The following is a 24,613-nucleotide window of genomic DNA, read 5'->3' as shown; positions in this document are numbered from 1 at the left end:
ACATGGTTAAGGTCTATGCCCCGGCTTCCAGTGCCAATATGAGCGTCGGGTTTGATGTCCTGGGGGCAGCGGTAACGCCGATTGATGGCAGCCTGCTTGGGGATAACGTGACGGTTGAGGCGGCAGAGTGCTTCAGCCTGCAAAATGTGGGTCGCTTTGCGGATAAGCTGCCAACCGAGCCGCATGAAAATATCGTTTATCAGTGCTGGGAGTTATTCTGCCGCCAAATCGGCAAAGAGGTTCCAGTGGCAATGACGCTGGAAAAAAATATGCCGATTGGCTCTGGGCTGGGTTCCAGTGCCTGCTCCGTGGTTGCTGCGCTGGTGGCGATGAATGAGCATTGCGGCAAGCCGCTGGACGAAACCCGTATGCTGGCTCTGATGGGCGAGCTCGAAGGGCGCATCTCCGGCAGCGTGCATTATGACAACGTAGCGCCGTGCTACCTTGGCGGAATGCAGCTGATGATCGAAGAAAATGGCATCATCAGCCAGCAGGTTCCTTGCTTCGATGAATGGCTATGGGTACTGGCCTATCCGGGCATCAAAGTCTCCACGGCGGAGGCGCGGGCCATTCTGCCTGCGCAGTATCGTCGTCAGGACTGTATTGCGCATGGGCGTCATTTAGCGGGCTTTATTCATGCCTGTTACTCCCGTCAGCCGCAGCTGGCGGCGAAGCTGATGAAGGACGTGATTGCTGAACCGTATCGTACCAAACTCCTGCCAGGCTTCAGCGAAGCTCGACAGGCCGTGGCCGGTATTGGCGCAATTGCCTGCGGTATTTCCGGTTCCGGGCCAACGCTGTTTGCTCTGTGTGATAAAGCGGAGACCGCGCAGCGAGTGGCCGACTGGCTTGGCCAGAATTACCTGCAGAATCAAGAAGGTTTTGTTCATATTTGTCGACTGGATACAGCCGGCGCACGAGTCGTGGGATAACTGATGAAACTCTACAATTTAAAAGATCACAATGAACAGGTCAGCTTTGCGCAGGCCATTACTCAAGGGCTTGGCAAGCATCAAGGGCTGTTCTTCCCGCACGATCTGCCGGAATTCAACCTCACGGACATCGATGACCTGCTCACACAGGATTTTGTTACCCGCAGCGCGAAAATTCTCTCTGCGTTTATCGGCGACGAAATTTCGCAGGATGAACTCGCGAAGCGTATCGGTAATGCGTTTACCTTCCCGGCACCGGTGAATAAAGTGCAGGACGATATCGGCTGCCTGGAGCTGTTCCATGGGCCGACGCTGGCGTTTAAGGATTTTGGCGGCCGTTTTATGGCGCAGATGCTTACCCTTATCGCTGGCGAAAAACCGGTGACCATTCTGACCGCCACTTCTGGCGATACCGGTGCAGCGGTGGCGCATGCTTTCTACGGCTTGCCGAATGTCAAAGTGGTGATTCTGTACCCGCGTGGCAAAATCAGCCCGCTGCAGGAAAAACTGTTCTGCACGCTGGGCGGTAATATTGAAACCGTCGCGATCGACGGCGATTTCGATGCCTGCCAGGCGCTGGTGAAGCAGGCCTTTGACGATGAAGAGCTGAAGGTTGCTCTGGGTCTGAACTCCGCGAACTCCATCAACATCAGCCGTCTGTTGGCGCAGATTTGCTACTACTTTGAAGCGGTGGCCCAGCTGCCGCAGGAAGCGCGTAATCAGCTGGTGGTTTCCGTACCGAGCGGCAACTTCGGCGATCTGACCGCTGGCCTGCTGGCGAAGTCCTTAGGCCTGCCGATTAAGCGCTTTATTGCCGCCACCAACGCCAATGACACCGTGCCGCGCTTCCTGCAGGACGGCAAATGGGCGCCAAAAGCGACTCAGGCGACGCTGTCTAACGCCATGGACGTGAGCCAGCCAAACAACTGGCCACGTGTTGAAGAGCTGTTCCGTCGTAAAATCTGGCGTCTCAACGAGCTGGGCTATGCCGCGGTTGACGATGAAACCACCAAAGCGACGATGCGCGAGCTGCAGGCTTTGGGCTACACCTCAGAACCTCACGCTGCGATTGCCTACCGCGCGTTGCGTGACCAACTGCAGCCTGGCGAGTACGGGCTGTTCCTTGGCACTGCACATCCGGCGAAATTTAAGGAAAGCGTGGAAGAGATCCTGCAAGAAACGCTGCCGCTGCCAAAAGCGCTGGCGGATCGCGCCGATCTGCCGCTGCTGTCGCATAATCTGCCGGCTGACTATGCTGCACTGCGTAAGCTGATGATGGACAAAGCGTAACGTCTCCGTTTCCCCCTTCTGAACGGAGGGGGAAATAGGGAGAAATTATGTAGAGATCTCGCAGGGAAAAAGGAGAAATTCCCAATAAATGCGGGAGGTTACAATATAGGATTGCGGAGAATAACAAGCAGGGTTTCGTCACGGTAAGCTCTCTTCATCGGCCATATTGGCAAATGATGAACAAAGGAGTTCCCCATGTTAAAACCTGCGATGTTTGCACTGGCAATGATGCTGGCAGCTCCGGTGATGGTACAGGCCGCGGAGATAACGCTTATCCCAGCGGTGAAATTACAGATAGGCGATCAGGATAGTAGCGGGCGTTATTGGGATGGTGGAAACTGGCGCGATCATAGCTGGTGGAAAGATCACTATGAATGGCGCGATAACCGCTGGCATGCTCATACACCGCCGCCGCAACCACATCACGATTATCGCGGTCATGACGATCACCATGATAATCGAGGGCATGACGATCGCGGCCCTGGCAACGATCATCGCGACGATCACCGTCCACCGCCAGATCATCGCTAATTCGTATAAAAAAGCCCGGTATTACCGGGCTTTTTCGATCACTGCTCGTGGCGTTTAAAGACCAGTTCGTCGTTGCTGGAGCTTTCGGGGTCGAAAAAGTACCCTTCGCTGTTAAAACCAGTAAGCTGCTCGGGTTTGGTCAGACGATTTTCAATGATAAATCGGCTCATTAGCCCGCGCGCTTTTTTAGCGTAGAAGCTAATAACCTTAAATTTACCGTTCTTCTCGTCAAGGAAGACCGGCTTGATGAGTTGCCCCTTCAGCACTTTTGGTTTCACCGAGCGGAAGTATTCGTCTGACGCCAGGTTCACCACGATATCATCCCCCTGAGCCGCTAAGGCCGCGTTGAGCGTCTGGGTGATCTCTTCTCCCCAAAACTGGTACAGATCTTTTCCGCGCGGGTTTTCCAGGCGGATACCCATCTCCAGACGATAAGGCTGCATCAGATCCAGCGGGCGGAGTACGCCATACAGGCCGGAGAGCATGCGCAGGTGTTTTTGGGCGAAATCGAAGTCAGCTTCGCTGAACGTCTCCGCCTGTAATCCGGTGTAGACATCCCCTTTAAAGGCCAGAATTGCCTGGCGCGCATTCTCGGGGGTAAAGTCCGGATGCCAGTCATGGAAACGGGTGGCGTTAAGATCCGCGAGTTTATCGCTAATCCCCATCAGCGCTTTAATCTGCGGCGCGGAAAGTTTGCGCGCAACGCCAATCAGCTGTTGAGAATATTCCAGAAGCGCGGGCTGGGTATAGCGCGTCGTTGCCAGCGGGCTTTGGTAATCGAGCGTTTTAGCAGGAGAAATCAGAATCAGCATATCCAGTCCTTGCAGAAAATTTCACTCAACTTTAACAAAAAAACGGCATCAGGTGATCGATTGCTGCTATTGGCGCGGTGGTTGATCCCAACTTTCCGGCGCTAGCTGTTGGGCAATCTCGGGGTAATAATCCGGGTCGAACACCGGCGTTACGCCCAGCTTGCGCTGGCGGAGATAGTCGGTGGCAATAATACGCACTACCGGTGAGAGCAGCAGAATGGCCGTCAGGTTAGTGATGGCCATCAGTGCCATAATCACGTCCGCCATCTGCCAGACCAGCGGTAGATTTAGTAAGCTGCCAGCAACCACCATCAGCAGTGTGGCAATACGCAGCAGCCAAATGGCCCATGGCATATCCCAACGTAAAAAAATGAGGTTGTTTTCGGCGTAGACATAGTTGGCGACCACCGAGGTGAAAGCGAACAAAATCATGATGATCGCTACAAAGCTGGCTCCCCAATCGCCAACCAGCACGTTCATTGCATGTTGAATCAGCTGGATACCGTCATAGCTGGTGGTTTTGGTTCCGTGGCCCGCCAGTAATACCACCATCGCGCTGGCGCTACAGATGACCACCGTATCAATCAATACACCTATCATCTGGACGATCCCCTGCGCCGCCGGGTGTGGAGGGAAGGAGGACGCTGCCGCCGAAGCATTAGGCGTTGACCCCATTCCGGCTTCGTTGGAGAACATGCTGCGCTGGAAACCGCTGGTGATGGCCTGGCTCACGCTGTAGCCCACCGCGCCAGCCGCGGCTTCCTGCCAGCCAAAGGCGCTACGAATAATCATCTCGAGAATGGCGGGCAACTCGACAATGTGCCATAGGGTAATGAGCAGACACGCCGCAACCCACAGCAGCGCCATAAATGGCACAACCCACTGGCTGAACTTCGCCACACCTTTCATGCCGCGTAGAATCACCATCAGAGCGAGCAGCGCCATCACCACGCCGGTCACGGCTTTAGGGATGTCGAAAGCATATTCCAACGCGTGTGCGGTTGAGTTGGCCTGCACGGTATTGAAAATCAGCCCGTAGGCAAGCAGCAGCAGCAGGGAGAAAACGACGCCCATCCAGCGCATTCCTAGCCCACGGGACATGTACCAGGCCGGGCCGCCGCGAAACTGTCCGCTGGCATCACGCTCTTTGTAGAGCTGCGCCAGGGAACATTCAGCAAAGCTGCTGGCCATTCCGATAATGGCGGCAATCCACATCCAGAACACCGCGCCGGGGCCGCCGACGGTAATCGCGAGTGCGACGCCAGCCAGGTTGCCACTGCCCACGCGAGCGGCAAGGCTAATGCACAAAACCTGGAATGAGGTCAGACCGCCTTCACGTGGCGTCAGGCTTCTTTTCAGACTTTTGCTAAACTGACGGATGTAGCGAAACTGGATGTAGCCGGTTCTCCATGTGAACCATAAGCCACAGCCGAGGAGCAGGTAAATCATTACCGATCCCCAAAGTATCTCGCTGATAAAGGAGAGAAAATCAGGCATTAAACGTCCTCTTGTCTATGCCAAAATAGAGGGCTGGCCGCGGGAAGGTAAAGTTGCCTCGCACGATTCGATTCAGCCAATGTAAGCGCTACCACAATCAGGGCGCAGAAACTCAACCCTCAAAGTTTGATGCTTCAGTTTATCATACTCTGCGCTCTCGCGACGTCGGCGGTTGCGCTGAGGGTGCGGCGTGATATTATCGGGGCAGACCGGTTACATCCCCCTAACAGCTGTTTAAAGAGAAACACTATCATGACGGATAAATTGACATCTCTGCGTCAGTACACAACCGTAGTGGCTGACACCGGAGACATCGCAGCAATGAAGCTGTATCAGCCTCAGGATGCGACAACCAACCCTTCTCTGATTCTGGGTGCAGCGCAGATCCCTGAGTACCGTAAACTGATTGATGATGCGGTAGAGTGGGCGCGTAGCCAGAGCAGCGATCGTGCTCAGCAGGTGGTTGATGCCACCGACAAACTGGCCGTAAATATCGGTCTGGAAATTCTGAAACTGGTCCCTGGCCGCATTTCAACTGAAGTTGATGCGCGTCTGTCTTATGACACCAAAGCCTCTATCGCGAAAGCAAAACGCCTGATCAAAATGTACAACGATGCTGGTATCAGCAACGATCGTATTCTGATCAAACTGGCTTCTACCTGGCAGGGTATCTGCGCGGCAGAACAGCTGGAAAAAGAAGGCATCAACTGTAACCTGACGCTGCTGTTCTCCTTCGCTCAGGCTCGTGCTTGTGCTGAAGCTGGCGTATACCTGATTTCTCCATTCGTTGGCCGTATTCTGGATTGGTACAAAGCCAATACCGACAAGAAAGAGTATGCACCAGCAGAAGATCCAGGTGTGGTTTCCGTTAGCGAAATCTACCAGTACTACAAACAGCACGGTTACGAGACCGTGGTGATGGGCGCAAGCTTCCGTAACATCGGTGAAATCCTGGAACTGGCCGGTTGTGACCGTCTGACCATCGCACCAGCACTGCTGAAAGAGCTGGCTGAAAGCGAAGGCGCACTGGAACGTAAACTGACCTTTACTGGTGAAGTGAAAGCGCGCCCAGGCCGCATCACTGAATCTGAGTTCCTGTGGCAGCATAACCAGGATCCAATGGCCGTTGATAAACTGGCGGAAGGTATCCGTAAGTTTGCTATCGACCAGGAAAAACTGGAAAAAATGATCGGCGACCTGCTGTAAGACAGCATTGTTGCATGATAAAAGCCCGCTTCTCTTTGCTGAGAGCGGGCTTTTTTAATCCTGCTTGAAGCGACATAGCCGCCATTCCTTCGCGCGCTACCACGAAGAAATTCACCTGCTCGCAAAGCCTAAATCCGCATTCAGCTTCCATAGCGCAGCGCAGTCATACGGTGAGGATAACCCGTTTGGGGACTTAGTATTGCCGGCCAATCGCGTGTATCATTCCGCTTAATAGCACCGTTTTAATGGAATAATCATGAACACTTTACGCATTGGTTTAGTTTCTATCTCTGACCGCGCCTCCAGCGGCGTGTATCAGGACAAAGGCATCCCGGCTCTCGAAGAGTGGCTGGCATCAGCCCTGACCACTCCTTTTAAAGTTGAAACGCGCCTGATCCCCGATGAGCAAACCATCATTGAGCAAACGCTGTGTGAGCTGGTGGATGAGATGAGCTGTCATTTGGTTCTGACCACCGGCGGCACCGGCCCTGCGCGCCGTGATGTCACACCGGATGCGACGCTGGCCATTGCCGACCGCGTCATGCCGGGTTTTGGTGAGCAGATGCGTCAGGTGAGCCTGCATTTCGTGCCGACGGCGATTCTCTCCCGCCAGGTTGGGGTTATCCGTAAACAGGCGCTGATTCTGAATCTACCGGGTCAGCCGAAAGCGATTCAGGAGACGCTGGAAGGTGTTAAAGACGCGGAAGGTAAAGTACTGGTCAACGGTATCTTTGCAAGTGTACCATATTGTGTACAGTTGCTGGAGGGGCCATACATTGAAACGAATGCAGAAGTTGTAGCAGCTTTTCGACCTAAGAGCGCTCGCCGCGAGACATTATCCTGAATGTAATTCATTCCTGACATAACCTATCATTCCTCTGGAGCGATATTGGGTTTACGGTATAGTAATTTTTGCTTTACATTAATCGTAAACTTAAATCAACAGCTCAACTTTGCGAATGGTTTGTTATGTCAAATTACACCCGACCTCTAAATCGACAAGATTATAAAACGCTGACATTAGCGGCATTAGGCGGCGCCCTAGAGTTTTACGACTTCATCATTTTCGTTTTCTTTGCTGCTGTCGTTGGGGAACTCTTTTTCCCGGCAGATATCCCTGAGTGGCTACGCCAGGTGCAAACGTTCGGCATCTTTGCTGCTGGTTATCTGGCTCGTCCTTTGGGCGGCATTATCATGGCGCACTTCGGTGATCTGGTTGGGCGCAAGAAGATGTTTACCCTCAGTATTCTCTTGATGGCGGTACCAACGCTAGCGATTGGCCTGTTGCCAACTTATGCCACCGCCGGGCTGGCCGCCCCGTTGCTACTTCTACTGATGCGTATTCTGCAGGGAGCGGCAATTGGTGGCGAAGTGCCTGGCGCGTGGGTATTCGTCGCCGAGCACGTGCCAGCACGTCGTATTGGCATTGCCTGCGGTACGCTGACGGCTGGTCTGACGGTCGGGATCCTTCTCGGCTCGGTAGTCGCCACCTTGATTAATACACAACTCACACCGCAAGCCATCCACGATGGCGGCTGGCGAGTCCCTTTTCTACTGGGTGGTATCTTTGGCCTGGTGGCGATGTATCTGCGCCGCTGGCTGCAGGAAACGCCTATCTTCCTTGAGATGCAGCAGCGCAAAGCGCTGGCACAAGAGCTGCCGATTAAATCTGTGGTCCTTAAACACAAGCAGGCAGTTGTGGTTTCCATGCTGCTGACCTGGCTGCTGTCTGCAGGCATTGTGGTGGTGATTTTGATGTCACCTGTCTGGCTGCAAAAGCAGTATGGCTTTGCTCCGGCGCTGACGCTACAGGCTAACAGTGTAGCCACGGTGATGCTCTGCGTCGGCTGCCTGCTGGCGGGGCTAATTGTCGATAAAGTGGGGGCCAGCAAAACGTTTATTGTTGGCAGCATTCTGCTCGCTTGCTCCAGCTGGCTTTTTTACCATTTGGCGGGAGCCCATCCAGAACAGCTGTTCCTGCTGTACGGGCTGGTGGGGCTATGCGTTGGCGTGGTGGGCGCGGTGCCGTACGTTATGGTTCGAGCTTTCCCGGCAGAGGTTCGCTTCACCGGCATTTCATTTTCTTATAACGTCTCTTACGCCATTTTTGGTGGCCTAACGCCGATTGCCGTGACGATGCTGATGGGTGTGTCACCCATGGCACCAGCCTGGTATGTGCTGGCGCTGTCGTTGCTGGGGTTGGCACTGGGAATTTGGTTGCGTAAAGAGGCACCGGCGACAGTGGGTGCTGAATTACCACAATCCTAATGATATCGAATCGCCCGGCGCTGCAATGCCGGGCGATTCATTAGCGAGTAATATTGACGTCTTTAAACATAAAGCGCTTCTTCTTCCCTTCTTCCTGATAGCCAATGCGAATAAAGATGCGCAGGTCTTCAAACCAGGCATAATCGCTGCTCATGGCTCGGCCATCACCACGGTCGTCAGTACAGCTCAGCTCAAGATAGCGGCCGGGGAACTTCTCGTTCAACATTGAGGCATCATGCCACCCGTTCTCCACGAGGCAAATCTGACTTTTGGACTTACGTTTCTCTGCGCCTTGTTCATTTTTCAATACCGTATGCCAGTGGTATTGCTTACCTATTTCAGGTGCCGCGTGAAAGTCCGTCTCTAAAGACTGACCGATAAATGGGCTGTTTTGCATCGAATCCCACTCCTTCAGGTTCACGATATTGAACAGCCGATGATACTGAGTGTAGAACGTCACTCCTTTAAGAATGAGGGTATCGAGCGTGAGCGTGCTGCCGTCTGGCAGGCGATCGATACGCGTCTGTGCGCTGCTATCATCGGGGCCAGGCCATAGCTGGGTAAAGGTCAGACGGCTAAATGTCGGCGTGCTGTCTGCGCTGTTCAGCACCTGGTGAATCGTTTTGTTAACGGAGTCTGGCAGCGGATAGCGAGCAAACGCGCTCGGATCGTTTTGCGCAAAATCCGGGAGTATTAGCGGCGCATCGGCGGCCGTTTTATACCGTTCAACCCGCGGCCCAAGCCCGACAAACTGGCTAATATCTTTCAGCCCGCAAAGCCGCGTTATTGGCGAAACAAACGGTGCCGGAAGCGGGGAGGGAGTTGCATCTGGCGTTGTGCTGTTATCGGTGACAGCGGTACCGTTAAGCGAGAATGTGCGCTCAATACGCGCCTGATGATTGCTGCAGTTGACCTGAATTTGATGGATCTTAAAGTCGTAGGGGGCCAGATATTTTTCGTCGCGATGAATTTGTGCGTAATCCGTTCCTAGCCGCAGGCTTAGCATATTGCCCCGACGTTGGCTGTTGCTGAGGTCGATAAAAAGCTGGTCGCCGTTTTTATCCGGTGCACTCAGTCCCGCCCAGTGGTCCTGCGGTATTTTTTGCTGACAGATATTCAGCGCGGGATCGGTGCTCATCATGCTGTCAGCATCGGGTTCAAAAGGGACGCCGGGGATATAGCGGCCAATAGAGTGACTACCGTAGACGCGGAGATCCTTTCCAGCAGGCGTCTTAAGGTTCATATACAGCAACGTTTTCGCCTGGGTGTAACAGTCCATGTTTAGCCAGAGTTCGTTACTCGCTCCCCCAGCCATCAGAATGCGGTAAGCCGTGTTGATACTTCCGCCTGTGCGCACGGTATTGTCTTTATCCAAATCAACGCTTGTTACATCGTTGACCTCTACTGCATATCCACGAGTGGATAGAAGGGCACAGGTGGCCAGAATCAGGCCGCAGACAGTGGTACGCCGCATCCTCAACATTCCTTTTTCATGATAAGAAGCCATTGAAAATAACGTAAATGGCGGGTGGTGGGTAACCCCAGGATCGGTAGTTGGCGGGCAAAAAAAAGCGCCGGACTTGCCGGCGCTTTTTAAAAGAGATGAGGATTAGTGTTTTTCACCAATCGGCAGCACGGTGCGGCCGAATTGCTCGTTCAGTACTTCGCCCATCGCCAGGTAGATAGCGCTTGCGCCACAGATCAGGCCAATCCAGCCTGCAACGTGGATAATGACTTCATTACCGTTGATGTTGCCAATCGCCAGCAGTGCGAACAGCACGGTCAGGCTCAGGAACACGAACTGCAGCATGCGTGCCGCTTTCAGCGTACCGAAGAACATGAACAGCGTGAATACACCCCACAGACCCAGGTAAGCGCCGAGGAACTGTGCGTTAGGTGCTTCGGTCAGGCCCATTTTCGGCATCAGCAGGATGGCGACCAGAGTCAGCCAGAAAGATCCGTAAGATGTGAATGCGGTCAGACCAAAAGTATTCCCCTTTTTATATTCCAGCAGGCCCGCAAAAATCTGTGCGATACCGCCGTAGAAAATACCCATTGCCAGAATAATACCGTCAAGAGCAAAGAAACCCGCGTTGTGCAGGTTAAGCAGAATGGTGGTCATGCCGAAGCCCATCAGGCCCAGCGGTGCCGGGTTAGCCAACTTAGTGTTGCCCATAATTCCTCAAATCATCATTGAATGGTGAAATAGTCTCCCCAATGCTGGGGCGCGGCATAATAATCAGGAGTTAATGGGCTGTCTATGATCTGATGAGGGGAAAATAAACTATTTCTCCCCTTTTACGCTTAATCCGGATGTTTTAGCGACGCAAGTGCAGTCATCCGACGTAGACAGGCAATGCGAAGAACGGCCGGAATGGTGACCCGGTAGGCGCTACCGCTAACGGCCTTAACGCTGTTGACTGCTGCACCTACAGGCCCGCCAAGTCCTATGCCTCGAATCAGTCCATGGCCAATAACGCTGACTGCGGCGTGTTTATGCAAAATGTGATTTAGCTGTTCGGCCAATAGGTGTGAGACACCGTGTTCGAGGCGATGGCTTTCGATAAGTTGAGGCAGTAACTTCTCCAGTTCCATCACTTTCAGTTCGACTGCGGCATGAAAGCGGGCTTTCTGCTCATCATCCATGCGTTGCCAGGCGTAACGGATAAAGTGCTCAAGCAGGATTTTTTCAATCGCGGCCGTTGCCATGTCTTTATCAATTTTGAGGCTCAGACGTTTGGCGACATCGCTGAGGATTTCGCGGTACAGTTTGCCGTGGCCACGTAATTTATTGGCGATACTGTCGCCGCCAAAATGCTGAAGCTCACTAGCAATCACCTGCCAATTACGACGGTGTTGCTCAGGGTGTCCCTCCATCGACATAAACAATTCATTGTTTAGCAGGGCGCTTGATAACCGGCGTTTTCCCTTTTCATTGTGCGTGAGAAGATGCGCTAAGTTTGCCAACTGTTCTTCGCTACAGTGCTGGAGAAAAATGAGGTCATCATCATTCAGGTAAGAGACTTTCATGAGTAAGCTGCTTTTGTCTGAGGGCGGAGTTAATCGTCGCCGATGATTTTTAGCGAGGCCATATCGGAGGAATCTACGGTATGTCCGGAGAAGGATATTTTTGAAACACAGCGCCTGTTGTCGTTATCGCTATTGATGTTAATCCAGTCCGTGGTGGCACCTTCTTTTAGTGTCGACGGTACATTCAGGCTTTGGCTGCTGCTGCGGGCCGCAGTGAAATAAACGGAGGCACCGCTTAGCGACGCATCACCGCGATCAGCGGTGAGTTTGATCCGTTTCACTACGCGACACACCGGGAGTTTAAGAACAAGGTCGTTAGTTTCATTGCGCGGTAATGCGATGACGCCCAAAATTTTATTATCGTTGGCAGAGGCCGATCCCGCCACTAGCAGGCCGAGCAGCAGGCATGCGGAGAGATTCATAATGGTTTTCATTGTGTTCCTTACCGAATTGACGGTTTTCATACCTGAAACAGGAAGCTGAATTTTATCGATCTCAGGTCAGGCTTTCAGTGCTTAATTATGTTTTTGTGTGACAATAATTCTTTGAATATATTTATGTTTTTATATTTTACGTGTGAATGAATTGCGCGAAGGGAGCGCCTGGGAATTCAAATTTAAAGCGCACTGATTGAAAAAATTTTTAGCCTGCCCCTTGATGGATGACGTTGAGCCCCCATCTTGTAGTCAACCGCAGTGAATGAGTCTGAAAAAAAACGATTCGAGGCAGTTGAAACCGTAGGTTTCGCCCTTATTACAGACTCACAACCACATGTTGAATGAATTTTTAGTGGAGACGTTTAGATGGGTAAAATTATTGGTATCGACCTGGGTACTACCAACTCTTGTGTAGCGATTATGGATGGCACTACTGCACGTGTGCTGGAGAACGCCGAAGGCGATCGCACCACGCCTTCTATTATTGCATATACCCAGGATGGTGAAACTCTGGTTGGTCAGCCGGCTAAACGTCAGGCAGTGACAAACCCGCAAAACACCCTGTTTGCGATTAAACGCCTGATTGGTCGCCGCTTCCAGGACGAAGAAGTGCAGCGTGATGAAGCCATCATGCCTTACAAAATCATCGGTGCTGACAACGGTGATGCATGGATTGATGTGAAAGGTCAGAAAATGGCACCACCGCAGATCTCTGCTGAAGTGCTGAAAAAAATGAAGAAAACGGCGGAAGATTACCTGGGTGAACCAGTAACTGAAGCGGTTATCACCGTACCTGCTTACTTCAACGATGCTCAGCGTCAGGCAACCAAAGACGCCGGCCGTATCGCAGGTCTGGAAGTCAAACGTATCATCAACGAACCAACTGCTGCTGCACTGGCATACGGTCTGGATAAAGAAGTCGGCAACCGTACTATCGCGGTATATGACCTCGGTGGTGGTACTTTCGATATCTCCGTTATCGAAATTGACGAAGTTGACGGCGAAAAAACCTTCGAAGTTCTGGCAACCAACGGTGATACCCACCTGGGTGGTGAAGACTTCGATAGCCGTATGATCAACTACCTCGTTGACGAGTTTAAGAAAGATCAGGGCATCGACCTGCGTAACGATCCGCTGGCGATGCAGCGTCTGAAAGAAGCAGCTGAAAAAGCGAAAATCGAGCTGTCTTCTGCTCAGCAGACCGACGTGAACCTGCCGTACATCACCGCAGATGCGTCTGGTCCTAAACACATGAACATCAAAGTGACCCGTGCGAAACTGGAAAGCCTGGTAGAAGACCTGGTTAACCGTTCCATCGAGCCGCTGAAAGTTGCACTGCAGGACGCTGGTCTGTCTGTATCCGATATCCAGGACGTTATCCTGGTCGGTGGTCAGACTCGTATGCCTATGGTTCAGAAGAAAGTGGCTGAATTCTTTGGTAAAGAGCCACGTAAAGACGTTAACCCGGACGAAGCCGTTGCTATCGGTGCGGCAGTTCAGGGTGGTGTATTGACGGGTGAAGTGAAAGACGTACTGCTGCTGGACGTTACCCCTCTGTCTCTGGGTATCGAAACCATGGGCGGCGTGATGACTGCGCTCATCAACAAAAACACCACCATCCCAACTAAGCACAGCCAGGTGTTCTCTACCGCTGAAGACAACCAGTCTGCGGTAACCATCCATGTGCTGCAGGGTGAGCGTAAACGTGCTTCCGATAACAAAGATCTCGGCCAGTTCAACCTGGACGGTATCAGCCCAGCACCACGCGGCATGCCGCAGATCGAAGTGACCTTCGATATCGATGCTGATGGTATCCTGCACGTGTCTGCTAAAGACAAAAACAGCGGTAAAGAGCAGAAGATCACCATCAAGGCTTCTTCTGGTCTGAACGAAGACGAAATTCAGAAAATGGTTCGTGAAGCCGAAGCTAACGCCGAAGCTGACCGTAAGTTTGAAGAACTGGTTCAGACCCGTAACCAGGGTGACCATCTGCTGCACAGCACCCGTAAGCAGGTTGAAGAAGCAGGCGAACAGCTGCCAGCTGACGACAAAACTGCTATCGAGTCTGCGCTGACTGCGCTGGAAGCGTCCCTGAAGGGCGAAGACAAAGCAGATATCGAAGCGAAAATGCAGGCGCTGGCTCAGGTTTCCCAGAAACTGATGGAAATCGCTCAGCAGCAGCATGCACAGCAGCAGGCTGGTGCAGAAGGTGCTGACGCTTCCGCGAACAATGCGAAAGACGACGACGTTGTTGACGCTGAGTTCGAAGAAGTGAAAGACAAAAAATAATCGCCCTGATGCAGGGTAGTTAATCGGCACGGGCGTAGGAGATCTCTCCACGCCCGTGCTCGTATGTTAAGGGGCTGAAAAACAACAATGGCAAAGCAAGATTACTACGAGATTTTGGGCGTTTCCAAAACAGCGGAAGAGCGTGAAATCAAAAAGGCGTACAAACGCCTGGCCATGAAATTCCACCCGGACCGCAACCAGGGTGACAAAGAGGCCGAAGCCAAGTTTAAAGAGATCAAAGAGGCGTATGAGATCCTGACCGACGCGCAAAAGCGTGCGGCCTACGATCAGTACGGCCATGCAGCCTTTGAACAGGGCGGTATGGGCGGCGGCGGTGGTTACGGCGGCGGCGCAGATTTCGGCGATATCTTTGGTGACGTATTCGGTGACATCTTCGGCGGTGGCCGTGGTCGTCAGCGCGCATCCCGTGGCGCAGACCTGCGTTACAACATGGATCTGACGCTGGAAGAAGCGGTTCGTGGTGTGACCAAAGAGATCCGCATTCCAACGCTGGAAGAGTGTGATGTTTGCCACGGCAGCGGCGCGAAAGCGGGTTCACAGCCGCAAACCTGTCCAACCTGTCACGGTGCAGGCCAGGTGCAGATGCGCCAGGGTTTCTTCGCCGTACAGCAGACCTGTCCACACTGCCAGGGCCGCGGTACGCTGATTAAAGACCCGTGCAACAAATGTCATGGTCATGGTCGCGTAGAGAAAACCAAAACGCTGTCTGTGAAGATTCCTGCAGGCGTGGATACCGGCGATCGTATTCGTCTGTCTGGTGAAGGCGAAGCAGGTGAGCACGGTGCACCGGCAGGCGATCTGTACGTTCAGGTTCAGGTGAAACAGCACGCTATCTTCGAGCGTGAAGGTAATAACCTGTACTGTGAAGTGCCGATCAACTTCTCGATGGCAGCGCTGGGCGGTGAGATTGAAGTTCCAACCCTCGATGGCCGCGTGAAGCTGAAAGTGCCGGGTGAAACGCAAACGGGCAAATTGTTCCGCATGCGCGGCAAGGGCGTGAAGTCCGTCCGCGGCGGTGCTCAGGGTGACCTGCTGTGCCGCGTGGTTGTTGAAACCCCTGTTAGTCTGAACGAGAAGCAAAAACAGCTGCTCAAAGACCTGCAGGAAAGCTTCGGCGGCCCAACTGGTGAGAACAATAGTCCTCGCTCCAAAAGCTTCTTTGACGGTGTGAAAAAGTTCTTTGACGATTTGACGCGTTAATCACTTCCGTCATTTCCGATAAAAGCCCAGGGTTGCAAAACCCTGGGCTTTTTTATTGGGCTACGGGTCTTAGTCGATGAAGCTGGAAGAGAAAGAGCCATCATCGATGGACTATGCTGATAATATTTTTGGGAAACCTTTTATTCGGAAAAATCGACCAATTAACCATGTATAATCTAATTTTAACGATGTATATGGCGATGTAAGATAGTAATCACGAAGTATTTACTTGATAGAGAGTATGAAAAGTGAAACATATTCAGCGCTTTTTTAACAACGATGCCTCTGGTGGCATCCTCCTGATTATCGCCGCTGTATTAGCGATGCTGATGGCAAATATGGGGGCGACTAGCGGTCTGTATCATGCTTTCCTGGAGACGCCGGTGCAGCTGCGCGTCGGTGCGCTGGAAATCAATAAAAATATGCTGCTGTGGATTAACGACGCGTTGATGGCGGTCTTTTTCCTGCTGATCGGGCTTGAGGTCAAGCGTGAGTTGATGCAGGGTTCATTGGCCACCCGTCGACAGGCGATTTTCCCGGTCATTGCAGCACTGGGCGGCATGGTAGTACCGGCATTAGTCTATCTGGCTTTCAATGCTCAAGACCCGATTGCCAGCAGCGGTTGGGCGATCCCCGCCGCCACCGATATTGCCTTTGCATTAGGCGTGTTGGCGCTATTGGGTAGCCGAGTGCCAGCCTCGCTGAAGATCTTCCTGATGGCGTTGGCTATCATCGACGATCTGGGGGCAATTGTTATTATTGCCCTGTTCTATACCAGCGATCTGTCGCTGCTGTCGCTGGGCGTTGCCGCTGCCGCTATTGTTGCGCTGGCCGCGCTAAATCTTAGTGGAGTGCGTCGCACGGGTATCTATATCCTGGTGGGCGTTATCCTATGGACGGCCGTTTTGAAATCCGGCGTGCATGCGACGCTGGCCGGTGTGATTGTTGGCTTCTTTATCCCGCTGCGTGAGCAGGAGGGGAAATCACCGGCGAAGCAGCTTGAGCACGTGCTACATCCGTGGGTGGCCTTTATGATCTTGCCGTTGTTTGCCTTTGCTAACGCTGGCGTTTCACTGCAGGGCGTCACTTTCAGCGGCCTGACCTCGATGCTGCCGCTGGGGATTATCGCGGGCCTGTTCATCGGTAAACCGTTGGGGATCAGTCTGTTCTGTTGGCTGGCGTTGAAGCTGAAACTGGCCAAATTGCCGGAAGGGGCGAATTTCTCACAGATTATGGCGGTTGGCCTGCTGTGTGGAATTGGCTTCACCATGTCTATCTTTATCGCCAGCCTGGCATTTGGCAGCGTTGACCCGTCGCTGATTAACTGGGCGAAGCTGGGCATTCTGGTGGGGTCCGTACTCTCGGCGGTCGTAGGATATAGCTTGCTGCGGGCGCATTTAAAGCCGCAGTCGGCGTAAGCATTGCAAATGATGATGAAAGGATTGGGGAGCACAGGACATGTCGCACATTAATTACAACCATCTGTACTACTTCTGGCATGTCTACAAGGAAGGCTCGGTAGTGGGGGCGGCGGAGGCTCTCTACCTCACGCCGCAGACCATTACCGGGCAGATAAAGGCGCTGGAAGAGCGGCTGCAGGGCAAGCTGTTTAAACGTAAAGGACGTGGGATTGAACCGAGCGAGCTAGGCGAACTGGTGTTCCGCTACGCTGATAAGATGTTCACCTTAAGCCAGGAAATGCTGGATATCGTCAACTATCGCAAAGAGTCCAACCTGCTGTTCGACGTCGGCGTGGCTGATGCGCTATCAAAACGGCTGGTCAGCGGCGTGCTGGATGCCGCCGTCGTGGAAGATGAGCAAATTCATCTGCGTTGCTTTGAATCCACGCACGAGATGCTGCTGGAGCAGTTAAGCCAGCACAAGCTGGATATGATCATCTCGGATTGCCCAATCGACTCGACGCAGCAAGAAGGACTGTTCTCGGTGAAAATCGGTGAGTGCAGCGTCAGCTTCTGGTGTATGAATCCGCCGCCGGAAAAACCTTTCCCGGCCTGCCTGGAAGAGCGTCGTTTGCTGGTGCCAGGCCGCCGTTCCATGTTGGGGCGCAAGCTGCTGAACTGGTTTAACGTGCAGGGGCTAAAAGTAGAGATTCTCGGTGAGTTTGACGATGCCGCGCTGATGAAGGCGTTCGGAGCGGCACACAATGCCATTTTCGTTGCGCCAACGCTGTATGCTCATGATTTCTATGCGGATAACAGCATTGTGGAGATTGGGCGTATGGATAGCGTGATGGAAGAGTACCACGCGATTTTTGCCGAACGCATGATTCAGCACCCGGCGGTACAGCGTATCTGCCATCGCGACTATTCTGCGCTTTTTGCCGAGCCTGAAAAGCTGACTCGCTGAGCGGCGTCAGCGGGACATTCACCTGATAAGCATTCTGTGAGCGGCGAGCCCGGAGCGCTATCGCCAGATAATGGCTCCGGCTTTTCTGGCCTGCGTTCGGTACAGACTCATCGTTAAATCAAGGAATACATCTCAAATCGCAGACGTAAAAAAACCCGCACTAAGCGGGTTTTTTTCAAAGCTGATAACAAGCGGGCGATTAAGCCAGTTTGTTGATCTGTGCAGTCAGGTTTGCTTTATGACGTGCAGCTTTGTTTTTGTGGATCAGACCTTTAGCAGCCTGACGGTCCACGATTGGTTGCATTTCGTTAAATGCTTTCAGTGCAGTAGCTTTGTCGCCAGCTTCGATAGCTGCGTATACTTTCTTGATGAAAGTACGCATCATAGAGCGACGGCTAGCGTTGTGCTTGCGGGCCTTTTCAGACTGAACGGCGCGCTTCTTAGCTGATTTGATATTAGCCAAGGTCCAACTCCCAAATGTGTTCTATATGGACAATTCAAAGGCCGAGGAGAATGCCCGTTTAGCCTTCTTTTGTCAATGGATTTGTGCAAATAAGCGTCGCTAATTTGACAACGCTGCATTACGTAGTGATGGCGCAGGATTCTACCAGCTTGTGGGCAACGAATACAGTCTTTCTGGCACAAAAATCACCCGGCCCAACTATATTTTCTTGCCTTTTCGCCGGATGCCGATGAAATCATTCCCACTTTCTGCGGCGAGGTGCAATAGCGGGTTAACGTGAGCTGCTGTACAAGGTATACTCTGACGATTTTCACTCTTTTGAGCCAGACATGAAGCTGATACGCGGCATACATAATCTCAGTCAGGCACCACATGGGTGCGTACTGACCATTGGTAATTTCGACGGTGTGCATCGTGGGCATCAGGCGCTCCTGCAGGGCTTACGTGCTGAAGGCAGGGCGCGTGGCCTGCCCGTGGTAGTGATGATTTTTGAACCGCAGCCGCTGGAGCTGTTTGCGGCTGATAAAGCCCCTGCGCGCCTGACGCGGCTGCGCGAAAAGCTACGCTATCTGGCTGAAAGTGGAGTGGACTACGTTGTTTGCCTGCGCTTTGACCGTCGCTTTGCCGCGCTCACCGCGCAGGCATTTATCAGCGACCTGCTGGTCAAGCGTCTCGGCGTCCAGTTCCTGGCCGTGGGCGATGATTTCCGTTTTGGCGCTGGTCGTCAGGGCGATTTCTTGTTATTACAGAAGGCTGGCGCAGAGTTTGGTTTTGATATCACCAGTACCGAAACCTTCTGTCATGGCGGTGTGCGCATTAGCAGCACTGCGGTGCGTCAGGCACTGGCTGAGGATAATCTCGAGCAAGCCGAAAACCTGCTGGGCCATCCATTTATTATCTCTGGACGCGTAGTACACGGCGATGAACTGGGCCGTACTATCGGTTTCCCGACGGCGAACTTGCCGCTGCGTCGTCAGGTCTCCCCGGTAAAAGGGGTGTATGCGGTAGAAGTCATGGGGCTGGGTGATAAGCCTCTGCCGGGCGTAGCCAATATTGGTACGCGCCCGACGGTTGCTGGCGTACGTCAGCAGCTAGAAGTGCATTTGCTGGACGTTGTAATGGACCTTTATGGTCGCCACATAGATGTAGTGCTGCGTAAGAAAATACGCAATGAACAGCGATTTGCTTCGCTTGATGAGCTAAAGGCGCAGATTGCGCGTGATGAATTAACGGCCCGCGAGTTATTTGGGCTATCAAACCCGGCTTAAATGCCTACGTAAAAATACGGAACCGAGAATCTGATGAGTGACTTTAAATCAACCCTGAATTTGCCGGAAACAGGGTTCCCGATGCGCGGCGATCTCGCCAAGCGTGAACCGGGAATGCTGGCGCGTTGGACCGAAGATGACCTGTACGGCATCATTCGTGCCGCGAAAAAGGGCAAAAAAACCTTCATTCTGCATGATGGCCCTCCATATGCGAATGGCAGCATTCATATTGGTCACTCTGTAAACAAGATTCTCAAAGACATTATTATTAAGTCCAAAGGGCTGACCGGCTACGACTCGCCTTACGTTCCAGGCTGGGACTGCCATGGTCTGCCAATTGAGCTGAAAGTTGAACAAGAATTCGGTAAGCCGGGCGAGAAGTTCACGGCGGCTGAATTCCGTGCGAAATGCCGCGAATACGCAGCAGGTCAGGTTGATGGTCAGCGTCAGGACTTCATCCGTCTGGGCGTGCTGGGCGACTGGCAGCATCCGTACCTGACGATGGACTTCAAAACTGAAGCCAACATCATCCGTGCGCTGGGTAAAATCATTCATAACGGCCACATGCTGAAAGGTGCTAAGCCTGTTCACTGGTGCGTTGACTGTCGCTCTGCGCTGGCAGAAGCGGAAGTGGAATATTACGACAAAACTTCGCCGTCTATCGATGTGGCTTTCCACGCCGTTGATGCGGATGCGGTGAAAGCGAAATTTGGCGCCAGCAGCGTCAATGGCCCGATTTCTCTGGTTATCTGGACCACCACGCCGTGGACCCTGCCAGCGAACCGTGCGATCTCTATCGCGCCAGAATTTGAATACGTACTGGTGCAGATCGACGGCCAGGCCGTCATCGTGGCCAAAGACCTGCTCGACAGCGTAATGGCGCGTATCGGTGCGACCGATTACACCGTGCTGGGCACCGTAAAAGGTGCAGAACTTGAACTGATGCGCTTTACCCATCCGTTCATGGGCTTCGACGTGCCAGCTATCCTGGGCGACCACGTGACGCTGGATGCCGGTACCGGTGCGGTCCATACCGCCGGTGGCCACGGTCCTGATGACTACGTGATCAGCCAGAAATACGGTCTGGAAATCGCTAACCCGGTTGGCCCAGACGGTGCTTACCTGGCGGGTACCTACCCAGAACTAGACGGCGTGAATGTCTTCAAAGCCAACGACAAGATCGTGGCACTGCTGACTGAAAAAGGCGCGCTGCTGCAAGTTGAAAAAATGCAGCACAGCTACCCATGCTGCTGGCGTCACAAAACGCCGATCATTTTCCGTGCAACCCCACAGTGGTTTATCAGCATGGATCAGAAAGGCCTGCGTATTCAGTCGCTCAAAGAGATCGACCGTATCGAGCAGGATGGTCTGGCGAAAGAAAATCTGAGCGGCTGGATCCCTGCATGGGGTAAAGCGCGTATCGAATCGATGGTCGCCAACCGCCCTGACTGGTGTATCTCCCGTCAGCGTACCTGGGGCGTGCCGATGTCGCTGTTCGTGCACAAAGACACCGAAGAGCTGCATCCGCGCACCACCGAACTGATTGAAGAAGTGGCTAAATACGTTGAAAAAGACGGTATTCAGGCGTGGTGGGATCTCGACCCGCGTGAAATCCTCGGCGACGACGCTGACAACTACGTGAAAGTGCCGGATACCCTGGATGTGTGGTTTGACTCCGGTTCTACCAGCTATTCTGTCGTAGATGCGCGCCCAGAATTTGGCGGCCATACCCCGGATATGTATCTGGAAGGTTCTGACCAGCATCGCGGTTGGTTCATGTCCTCCCTGATGATCTCTACGGCGATGAAAGGCAAAGCGCCTTATCGTCAGGTACTGACCCACGGTTTCACCGTTGATGGTCAGGGCCGTAAGATGTCCAAATCTATCGGTAACACCGTTTCTCCGCAGGACGTGATGAACAAACTGGGTGCGGATATCCTGCGCCTGTGGGTGGCATCTACCGACTACACCGGTGAAATGGCTGTTTCTGATGAAATCCTCAAACGTGCTGCCGACAGCTATCGTCGTATCCGTAACACCGCGCGCTTCCTGCTGGCAAACCTCAACGGTTTCGATCCAGTAAAAGACATGGTGAAACCGGAAGAGATGGTGGTACTGGATCGCTGGGCGGTTGGCTGTGCGAAAGAAGCGCAGGAAGACATCCTGAAAGCGTACGAATCCTACGACTTCCACGAAGTGGTACAGCGCCTGATGCGCTTCTGCTCTGTAGAAATGGGCTCGTTCTATCTCGATATCATCAAAGACCGCCAGTACACCGCGAAAGCGGACAGCGTGGCGCGTCGTAGCTGCCAGACTGCGCTGTACCACATTGCAGAAGCGCTGGTTCGCTGGATGGCACCGATCATGTCCTTCACCGCGGATGAAATCTGGGGCTACCTGCCAGGCGACCGTGAGAAATACGTCTTTACCGGCGAATGGTATGAAGGTCTGTTTGGTCTGGGCGAAGCTGAAGCGATGAACGATGGCTTCTGGGACGTTCTGCTGCAGGTTCGTGGCGAAGTGAACAAGGTTATCGAACAGGCACGTGCGGATAAGAAAGTCGGCGGTTCCCTGGAAGCCGCGGTGACTCTGTACGCTGAACCAGAGCTGGCGGCGAAACTGACCGCGCTGGGCGATGAACTGCGATTTGTCCTGTTGACCTCCGGTGCCAAAGTTGCGGATTATGCGCAGGCGACTACCGATGCCCAGCAGAGCGAACTGCTCAAAGGGCTGAAGGTCGCACTGAATAAAGCCGAAGGTGAGAAGTGCCCGCGCTGCTGGCATTACACCACCGATGTCGGCAAGGTGGCGGAACACGCAGAAATCTGCGGCCGCTGTGTGAGTAACGTGGCCGGTGACGGCGAAAAACGTAAGTTTGCCTGATGAGTCAATCTGTCTGTTCAACAGGGCTGCGCTGGCTGTGGCTGGTGGTAGTCGTGCTGATTATCGACTTAGGCAGTAAATACCTGATCCTCCAGAACTTCGTTCTGGGGGATACGGTGTCGCTGTTCCCGTCGCTTAATCTGCATTATGCGCGTAACTATGGCGCTGCGTTCAGCTTCCTGGCTGACAGCGGCGGCTGGCAGCGCTGGTTCTTCGCCGGAATTGCGGTGGGGATCTGCGTTATCCTGGCGGTGCTGATGTACCGCTCCAAAGCGACGCAGAAGCTCAACAATATCGCCTATGCACTGATTATAGGCGGCGCGCTGGGTAACCTGTTCGACCGCCTGTGGCATGGTTTCGTCGTCGACATGATCGATTTCTACGTCGGTGATTGGCACTTTGCCACGTTCAACCTGGCCGATACCGCTATTTGCATTGGTGCGGCGCTGGTTGTACTGGAAGGATTCTTGCCTTCTAAACAGAAAAAAGCCGCGTAATAAAATGCCGGATGTCGCTTGCGCGCCTCCGGCTTCGATTATCAGGCGATCCTTGTCGGCCCGGTGAGCGTCGTGCCACCGGGCACACAGATGAAAAGAAAGCACCCAAGACGGTGCCATACTTATAACAATCATCGTCATTCCAATGTCGTAAGATAGAAGGCTGTCCCTGCATGTCTAAAACGATTCAAAGCAATAGCGCAGTGCTGGTGCACTTCACGCTGAAACTCGACGATGGCTCTACCGCCGAGTCCACCCGTAGCAACGGCAAACCCGCAATGTTTCGTCTGGGTGATGCTACGCTGTCTGAAGGGCTGGAACAGCATCTTCTCGGCCTGAAGGCCGGGGATAAAAAAGCGTTCTCGCTGGAGCCAGATGCGGCATTTGGTATCTCAACACCGGATCTGATTCAGTATTTCTCACGCCGCGAATTTATGGATGCGGGTGAGCCAACCATCGGTGCGATCATGCTGTTCACCGCAATGGATGGCAGCGAAATGCCGGGCGTTGTGCGCGAGATTAACGGTGATTCGATCACGGTTGATTTTAACCATCCGCTGGCAGGTCATACCGTTCACTTTGATATTGAAGTACTGGAAGTCGATCCGGTACTGGAGGCGTAAAATGCAGATCCTGTTGGCCAACCCACGCGGCTTTTGTGCAGGCGTTGACCGCGCTATCAGCATTGTTGAAAATGCGCTCGCTATTTATGGCGCGCCAATCTACGTGCGCCACGAAGTGGTACATAACCGCTACGTGGTGGACAGCCTGCGCGAGCGCGGGGCTATCTTTATCGAGCAGATTAGCGAAGTGCCGGATGGCGCAATTCTGATCTTTTCCGCGCATGGTGTGTCGCAGGCCGTACGTAACGAAGCCAAAGGCCGTGATTTAACGGTATTTGATGCAACCTGCCCGCTGGTGACTAAAGTCCACATGGAAGTTGCCCGTGCCAGCCGTCGTGGCGAAGAGTCGATTCTTATCGGCCACGCCGGCCATCCGGAAGTGGAAGGCACCATGGGCCAGTACAGCAATCCGAAAGGGGGCATGTATCTGGTTGAATCGCCGGAAGATGTGCTGACGCTGGCGGTGAAGGATGAGAGCAAACTGTCATTTATGACCCAAACGACGCTTTCGGTGGACGATACTTCAGACGTCATTGACGCCTTGCGTGAGCGTTTCCCGAAAATCGTTGGCCCGCGTAAAGATGACATTTGCTACGCTACCACTAACCGCCAGGAAGCGGTGCGTTCGCTTGCTCAGCAGGCGGATGTGGTGCTGGTGGTCGGCTCCAAAAACTCCTCCAACTCCAATCGTCTGGCCGAGCTGGCGCAGCGAATGGGCAAAGCCGCCTATCTGATTGACGATGCCACGGATATTCAGGAAGCGTGGGTGAAGGATGCTACCTGCGTCGGCGTGACCGCTGGGGCTTCGGCGCCGGACATTCTGGTGCAGAACGTCATTGCCCGCCTTCAATCGCTGGGCGGTGGTGAAGCCATCACGCTTGAAGGCCGTGAAGAGAATATCGTCTTTGAGGTCCCGCGCGAGCTGCGTGTGGATGTTCGTGAAGTCGAATAAATTAATTCTCCCGCAGATGTGAAAAAATGCCAGGCTTAACGTCTGGC

Annotated in this window: 23 protein-coding genes; 16 read left to right on the top strand and 7 right to left on the bottom strand. The window is 53.3% G+C overall.

All coding sequences use genetic code 11. The features are described 5' to 3' along the window. Positions 1-2 precede the first annotated feature (2 nt). From thrB to KP80_RS08260, 3 genes are all read left to right on the top strand, one after another. Positions 3-932: a homoserine kinase gene (gene thrB, locus KP80_RS08270; RefSeq protein WP_052283143.1), complete on the top strand. Its 930-nt coding sequence runs from the start codon at positions 3-5 to the stop codon at positions 930-932. A gap of 3 nt (positions 933-935) precedes the next feature. Further along, positions 936-2,222, top strand: coding sequence for a threonine synthase (thrC, locus tag KP80_RS08265; protein WP_052283141.1), 1,287 nt, complete (start codon positions 936-938; stop codon positions 2,220-2,222). Between the two features lie 195 nt (positions 2,223-2,417). Next, positions 2,418-2,753 (top strand): DUF2502 domain-containing protein, encoded by a 336-nt coding sequence (locus KP80_RS08260; RefSeq protein ID WP_052283139.1) that lies wholly within the window; start codon positions 2,418-2,420, stop codon positions 2,751-2,753. 38 nt (positions 2,754-2,791) lie between these two features. Here the strand turns inward: KP80_RS08260 and yaaA are convergent, their stop codons facing one another. Then, positions 2,792-3,565: a peroxide stress protein YaaA gene (gene yaaA, locus KP80_RS08255; RefSeq protein WP_052283137.1), complete on the bottom strand. Its 774-nt coding sequence runs from the start codon at positions 3,563-3,565 to the stop codon at positions 2,792-2,794. Positions 3,566-3,631: 66 nt separating this feature from the next. Next, on the bottom strand, positions 3,632-5,062 hold the full coding sequence (locus tag KP80_RS08250) for an alanine/glycine:cation symporter family protein (RefSeq protein ID WP_052283136.1): 1,431 nt from the start codon (positions 5,060-5,062) through the stop codon (positions 3,632-3,634). 252 nt (positions 5,063-5,314) lie between these two features. On the opposite strand from KP80_RS08250, the gene tal reads away from it, so the two are divergent. The 3 genes from tal (at position 5,315) to KP80_RS08235 (ending at position 8,536) form a co-directional block, all read left to right on the top strand. Continuing rightward, entirely contained in the window at positions 5,315-6,268 is a 954-nt protein-coding gene (gene tal, locus KP80_RS08245) for a transaldolase (RefSeq protein WP_052283134.1), read from the top strand. Between the two features lie 256 nt (positions 6,269-6,524). Next, a complete protein-coding gene (gene mog / locus KP80_RS08240) occupies positions 6,525-7,112 on the top strand; it encodes a molybdopterin adenylyltransferase (RefSeq protein WP_052283132.1) in 588 nt (195 codons plus the stop codon). Positions 7,113-7,237: 125 nt separating this feature from the next. Beyond that, positions 7,238-8,536 (top strand): MFS transporter, encoded by a 1,299-nt coding sequence (locus KP80_RS08235; RefSeq protein ID WP_052283129.1) that lies wholly within the window; start codon positions 7,238-7,240, stop codon positions 8,534-8,536. Positions 8,537-8,576: 40 nt separating this feature from the next. On the opposite strand, the gene KP80_RS08230 is transcribed toward KP80_RS08235, so the two are convergent. The 4 genes from KP80_RS08230 to KP80_RS08215 form a co-directional block, all read right to left on the bottom strand. Continuing rightward, complete coding sequence (locus KP80_RS08230; protein ID WP_052283128.1) at positions 8,577-10,010, bottom strand: hypothetical protein; 1,434 nt, start codon at positions 10,008-10,010, stop codon at positions 8,577-8,579. Positions 10,011-10,145: 135 nt separating this feature from the next. Continuing rightward, positions 10,146-10,712, bottom strand: a complete 567-nt coding sequence (gene satP, locus KP80_RS08225) for an acetate uptake transporter (protein WP_052283126.1) — start codon at positions 10,710-10,712, stop codon at positions 10,146-10,148. Between the two features lie 128 nt (positions 10,713-10,840). After that, positions 10,841-11,566: an acidic protein MsyB gene (msyB, locus tag KP80_RS08220; protein WP_052283125.1), complete on the bottom strand. Its 726-nt coding sequence runs from the start codon at positions 11,564-11,566 to the stop codon at positions 10,841-10,843. 29 nt (positions 11,567-11,595) lie between these two features. After that, positions 11,596-12,000, bottom strand: a complete 405-nt coding sequence (locus KP80_RS08215; RefSeq protein ID WP_052283123.1) for a DUF2541 family protein — start codon at positions 11,998-12,000, stop codon at positions 11,596-11,598. Between the two features lie 369 nt (positions 12,001-12,369). On the opposite strand from KP80_RS08215, the gene dnaK reads away from it, so the two are divergent. The 4 genes from dnaK to nhaR all read left to right on the top strand — a co-directional run bounded on the left by dnaK (position 12,370) and on the right by nhaR (position 17,880). Further along, the gene (gene dnaK, locus KP80_RS08210; RefSeq protein ID WP_052283121.1) at positions 12,370-14,292 is read left to right on the top strand and encodes a molecular chaperone DnaK; all 1,923 of its coding nucleotides are present in this window, start codon (positions 12,370-12,372) and stop codon (positions 14,290-14,292) included. A gap of 87 nt (positions 14,293-14,379) precedes the next feature. Further along, positions 14,380-15,513, top strand: coding sequence for a molecular chaperone DnaJ (gene dnaJ, locus KP80_RS08205; RefSeq protein ID WP_052283118.1), 1,134 nt, complete (start codon positions 14,380-14,382; stop codon positions 15,511-15,513). A gap of 248 nt (positions 15,514-15,761) precedes the next feature. Then, the gene (gene nhaA / locus KP80_RS08200) at positions 15,762-16,931 is read left to right on the top strand and encodes a Na+/H+ antiporter NhaA (protein ID WP_052283115.1); all 1,170 of its coding nucleotides are present in this window, start codon (positions 15,762-15,764) and stop codon (positions 16,929-16,931) included. Positions 16,932-16,971: 40 nt separating this feature from the next. Next, the gene (nhaR, locus tag KP80_RS08195; RefSeq protein ID WP_052283113.1) at positions 16,972-17,880 is read left to right on the top strand and encodes a transcriptional activator NhaR; all 909 of its coding nucleotides are present in this window, start codon (positions 16,972-16,974) and stop codon (positions 17,878-17,880) included. 199 nt (positions 17,881-18,079) lie between these two features. On the opposite strand, the gene rpsT is transcribed toward nhaR, so the two are convergent. Next, positions 18,080-18,343: a 30S ribosomal protein S20 gene (gene rpsT, locus KP80_RS08190; RefSeq protein WP_003018940.1), complete on the bottom strand. Its 264-nt coding sequence runs from the start codon at positions 18,341-18,343 to the stop codon at positions 18,080-18,082. Positions 18,344-18,494: 151 nt separating this feature from the next. On the opposite strand from rpsT, the gene KP80_RS23305 reads away from it, so the two are divergent. The 6 genes from KP80_RS23305 (at position 18,495) to ispH (ending at position 24,566) form a co-directional block, all read left to right on the top strand. Then, positions 18,495-18,623 (top strand): hypothetical protein, encoded by a 129-nt coding sequence (locus KP80_RS23305; protein WP_156315619.1) that lies wholly within the window; start codon positions 18,495-18,497, stop codon positions 18,621-18,623. Between the two features lie 49 nt (positions 18,624-18,672). Next, positions 18,673-19,611, top strand: a complete 939-nt coding sequence (gene ribF, locus KP80_RS08185) for a bifunctional riboflavin kinase/FAD synthetase (RefSeq protein WP_052283111.1) — start codon at positions 18,673-18,675, stop codon at positions 19,609-19,611. Positions 19,612-19,644: 33 nt separating this feature from the next. Further along, positions 19,645-22,494 (top strand): isoleucine--tRNA ligase, encoded by a 2,850-nt coding sequence (gene ileS / locus KP80_RS08180; RefSeq protein WP_052283109.1) that lies wholly within the window; start codon positions 19,645-19,647, stop codon positions 22,492-22,494. Beyond that, on the top strand, positions 22,494-22,991 hold the full coding sequence (gene lspA, locus KP80_RS08175) for a signal peptidase II (protein WP_052283108.1): 498 nt from the start codon (positions 22,494-22,496) through the stop codon (positions 22,989-22,991). Before ileS ends, lspA begins: the two co-directional genes overlap by 1 nt. Positions 22,992-23,164: 173 nt before the next feature. Continuing rightward, the gene (fkpB, locus tag KP80_RS08170) at positions 23,165-23,614 is read left to right on the top strand and encodes an FKBP-type peptidyl-prolyl cis-trans isomerase (protein WP_052283105.1); all 450 of its coding nucleotides are present in this window, start codon (positions 23,165-23,167) and stop codon (positions 23,612-23,614) included. A gap of 1 nt (position 23,615) precedes the next feature. Beyond that, positions 23,616-24,566: a 4-hydroxy-3-methylbut-2-enyl diphosphate reductase gene (gene ispH / locus KP80_RS08165; protein ID WP_052283103.1), complete on the top strand. Its 951-nt coding sequence runs from the start codon at positions 23,616-23,618 to the stop codon at positions 24,564-24,566. The last annotated feature ends 47 nt before the right edge of the window (positions 24,567-24,613 follow it).

The organism is Kluyvera genomosp. 1, assembly GCF_001266615.1.
GTDB classification, from domain to species: Bacteria; Pseudomonadota; Gammaproteobacteria; order Enterobacterales; family Enterobacteriaceae; genus Kluyvera; species Kluyvera cryocrescens_A.
Note: the sequence above shows the minus strand (reverse complement) of the source record. Positions and strands in the feature narration are given on the sequence as shown.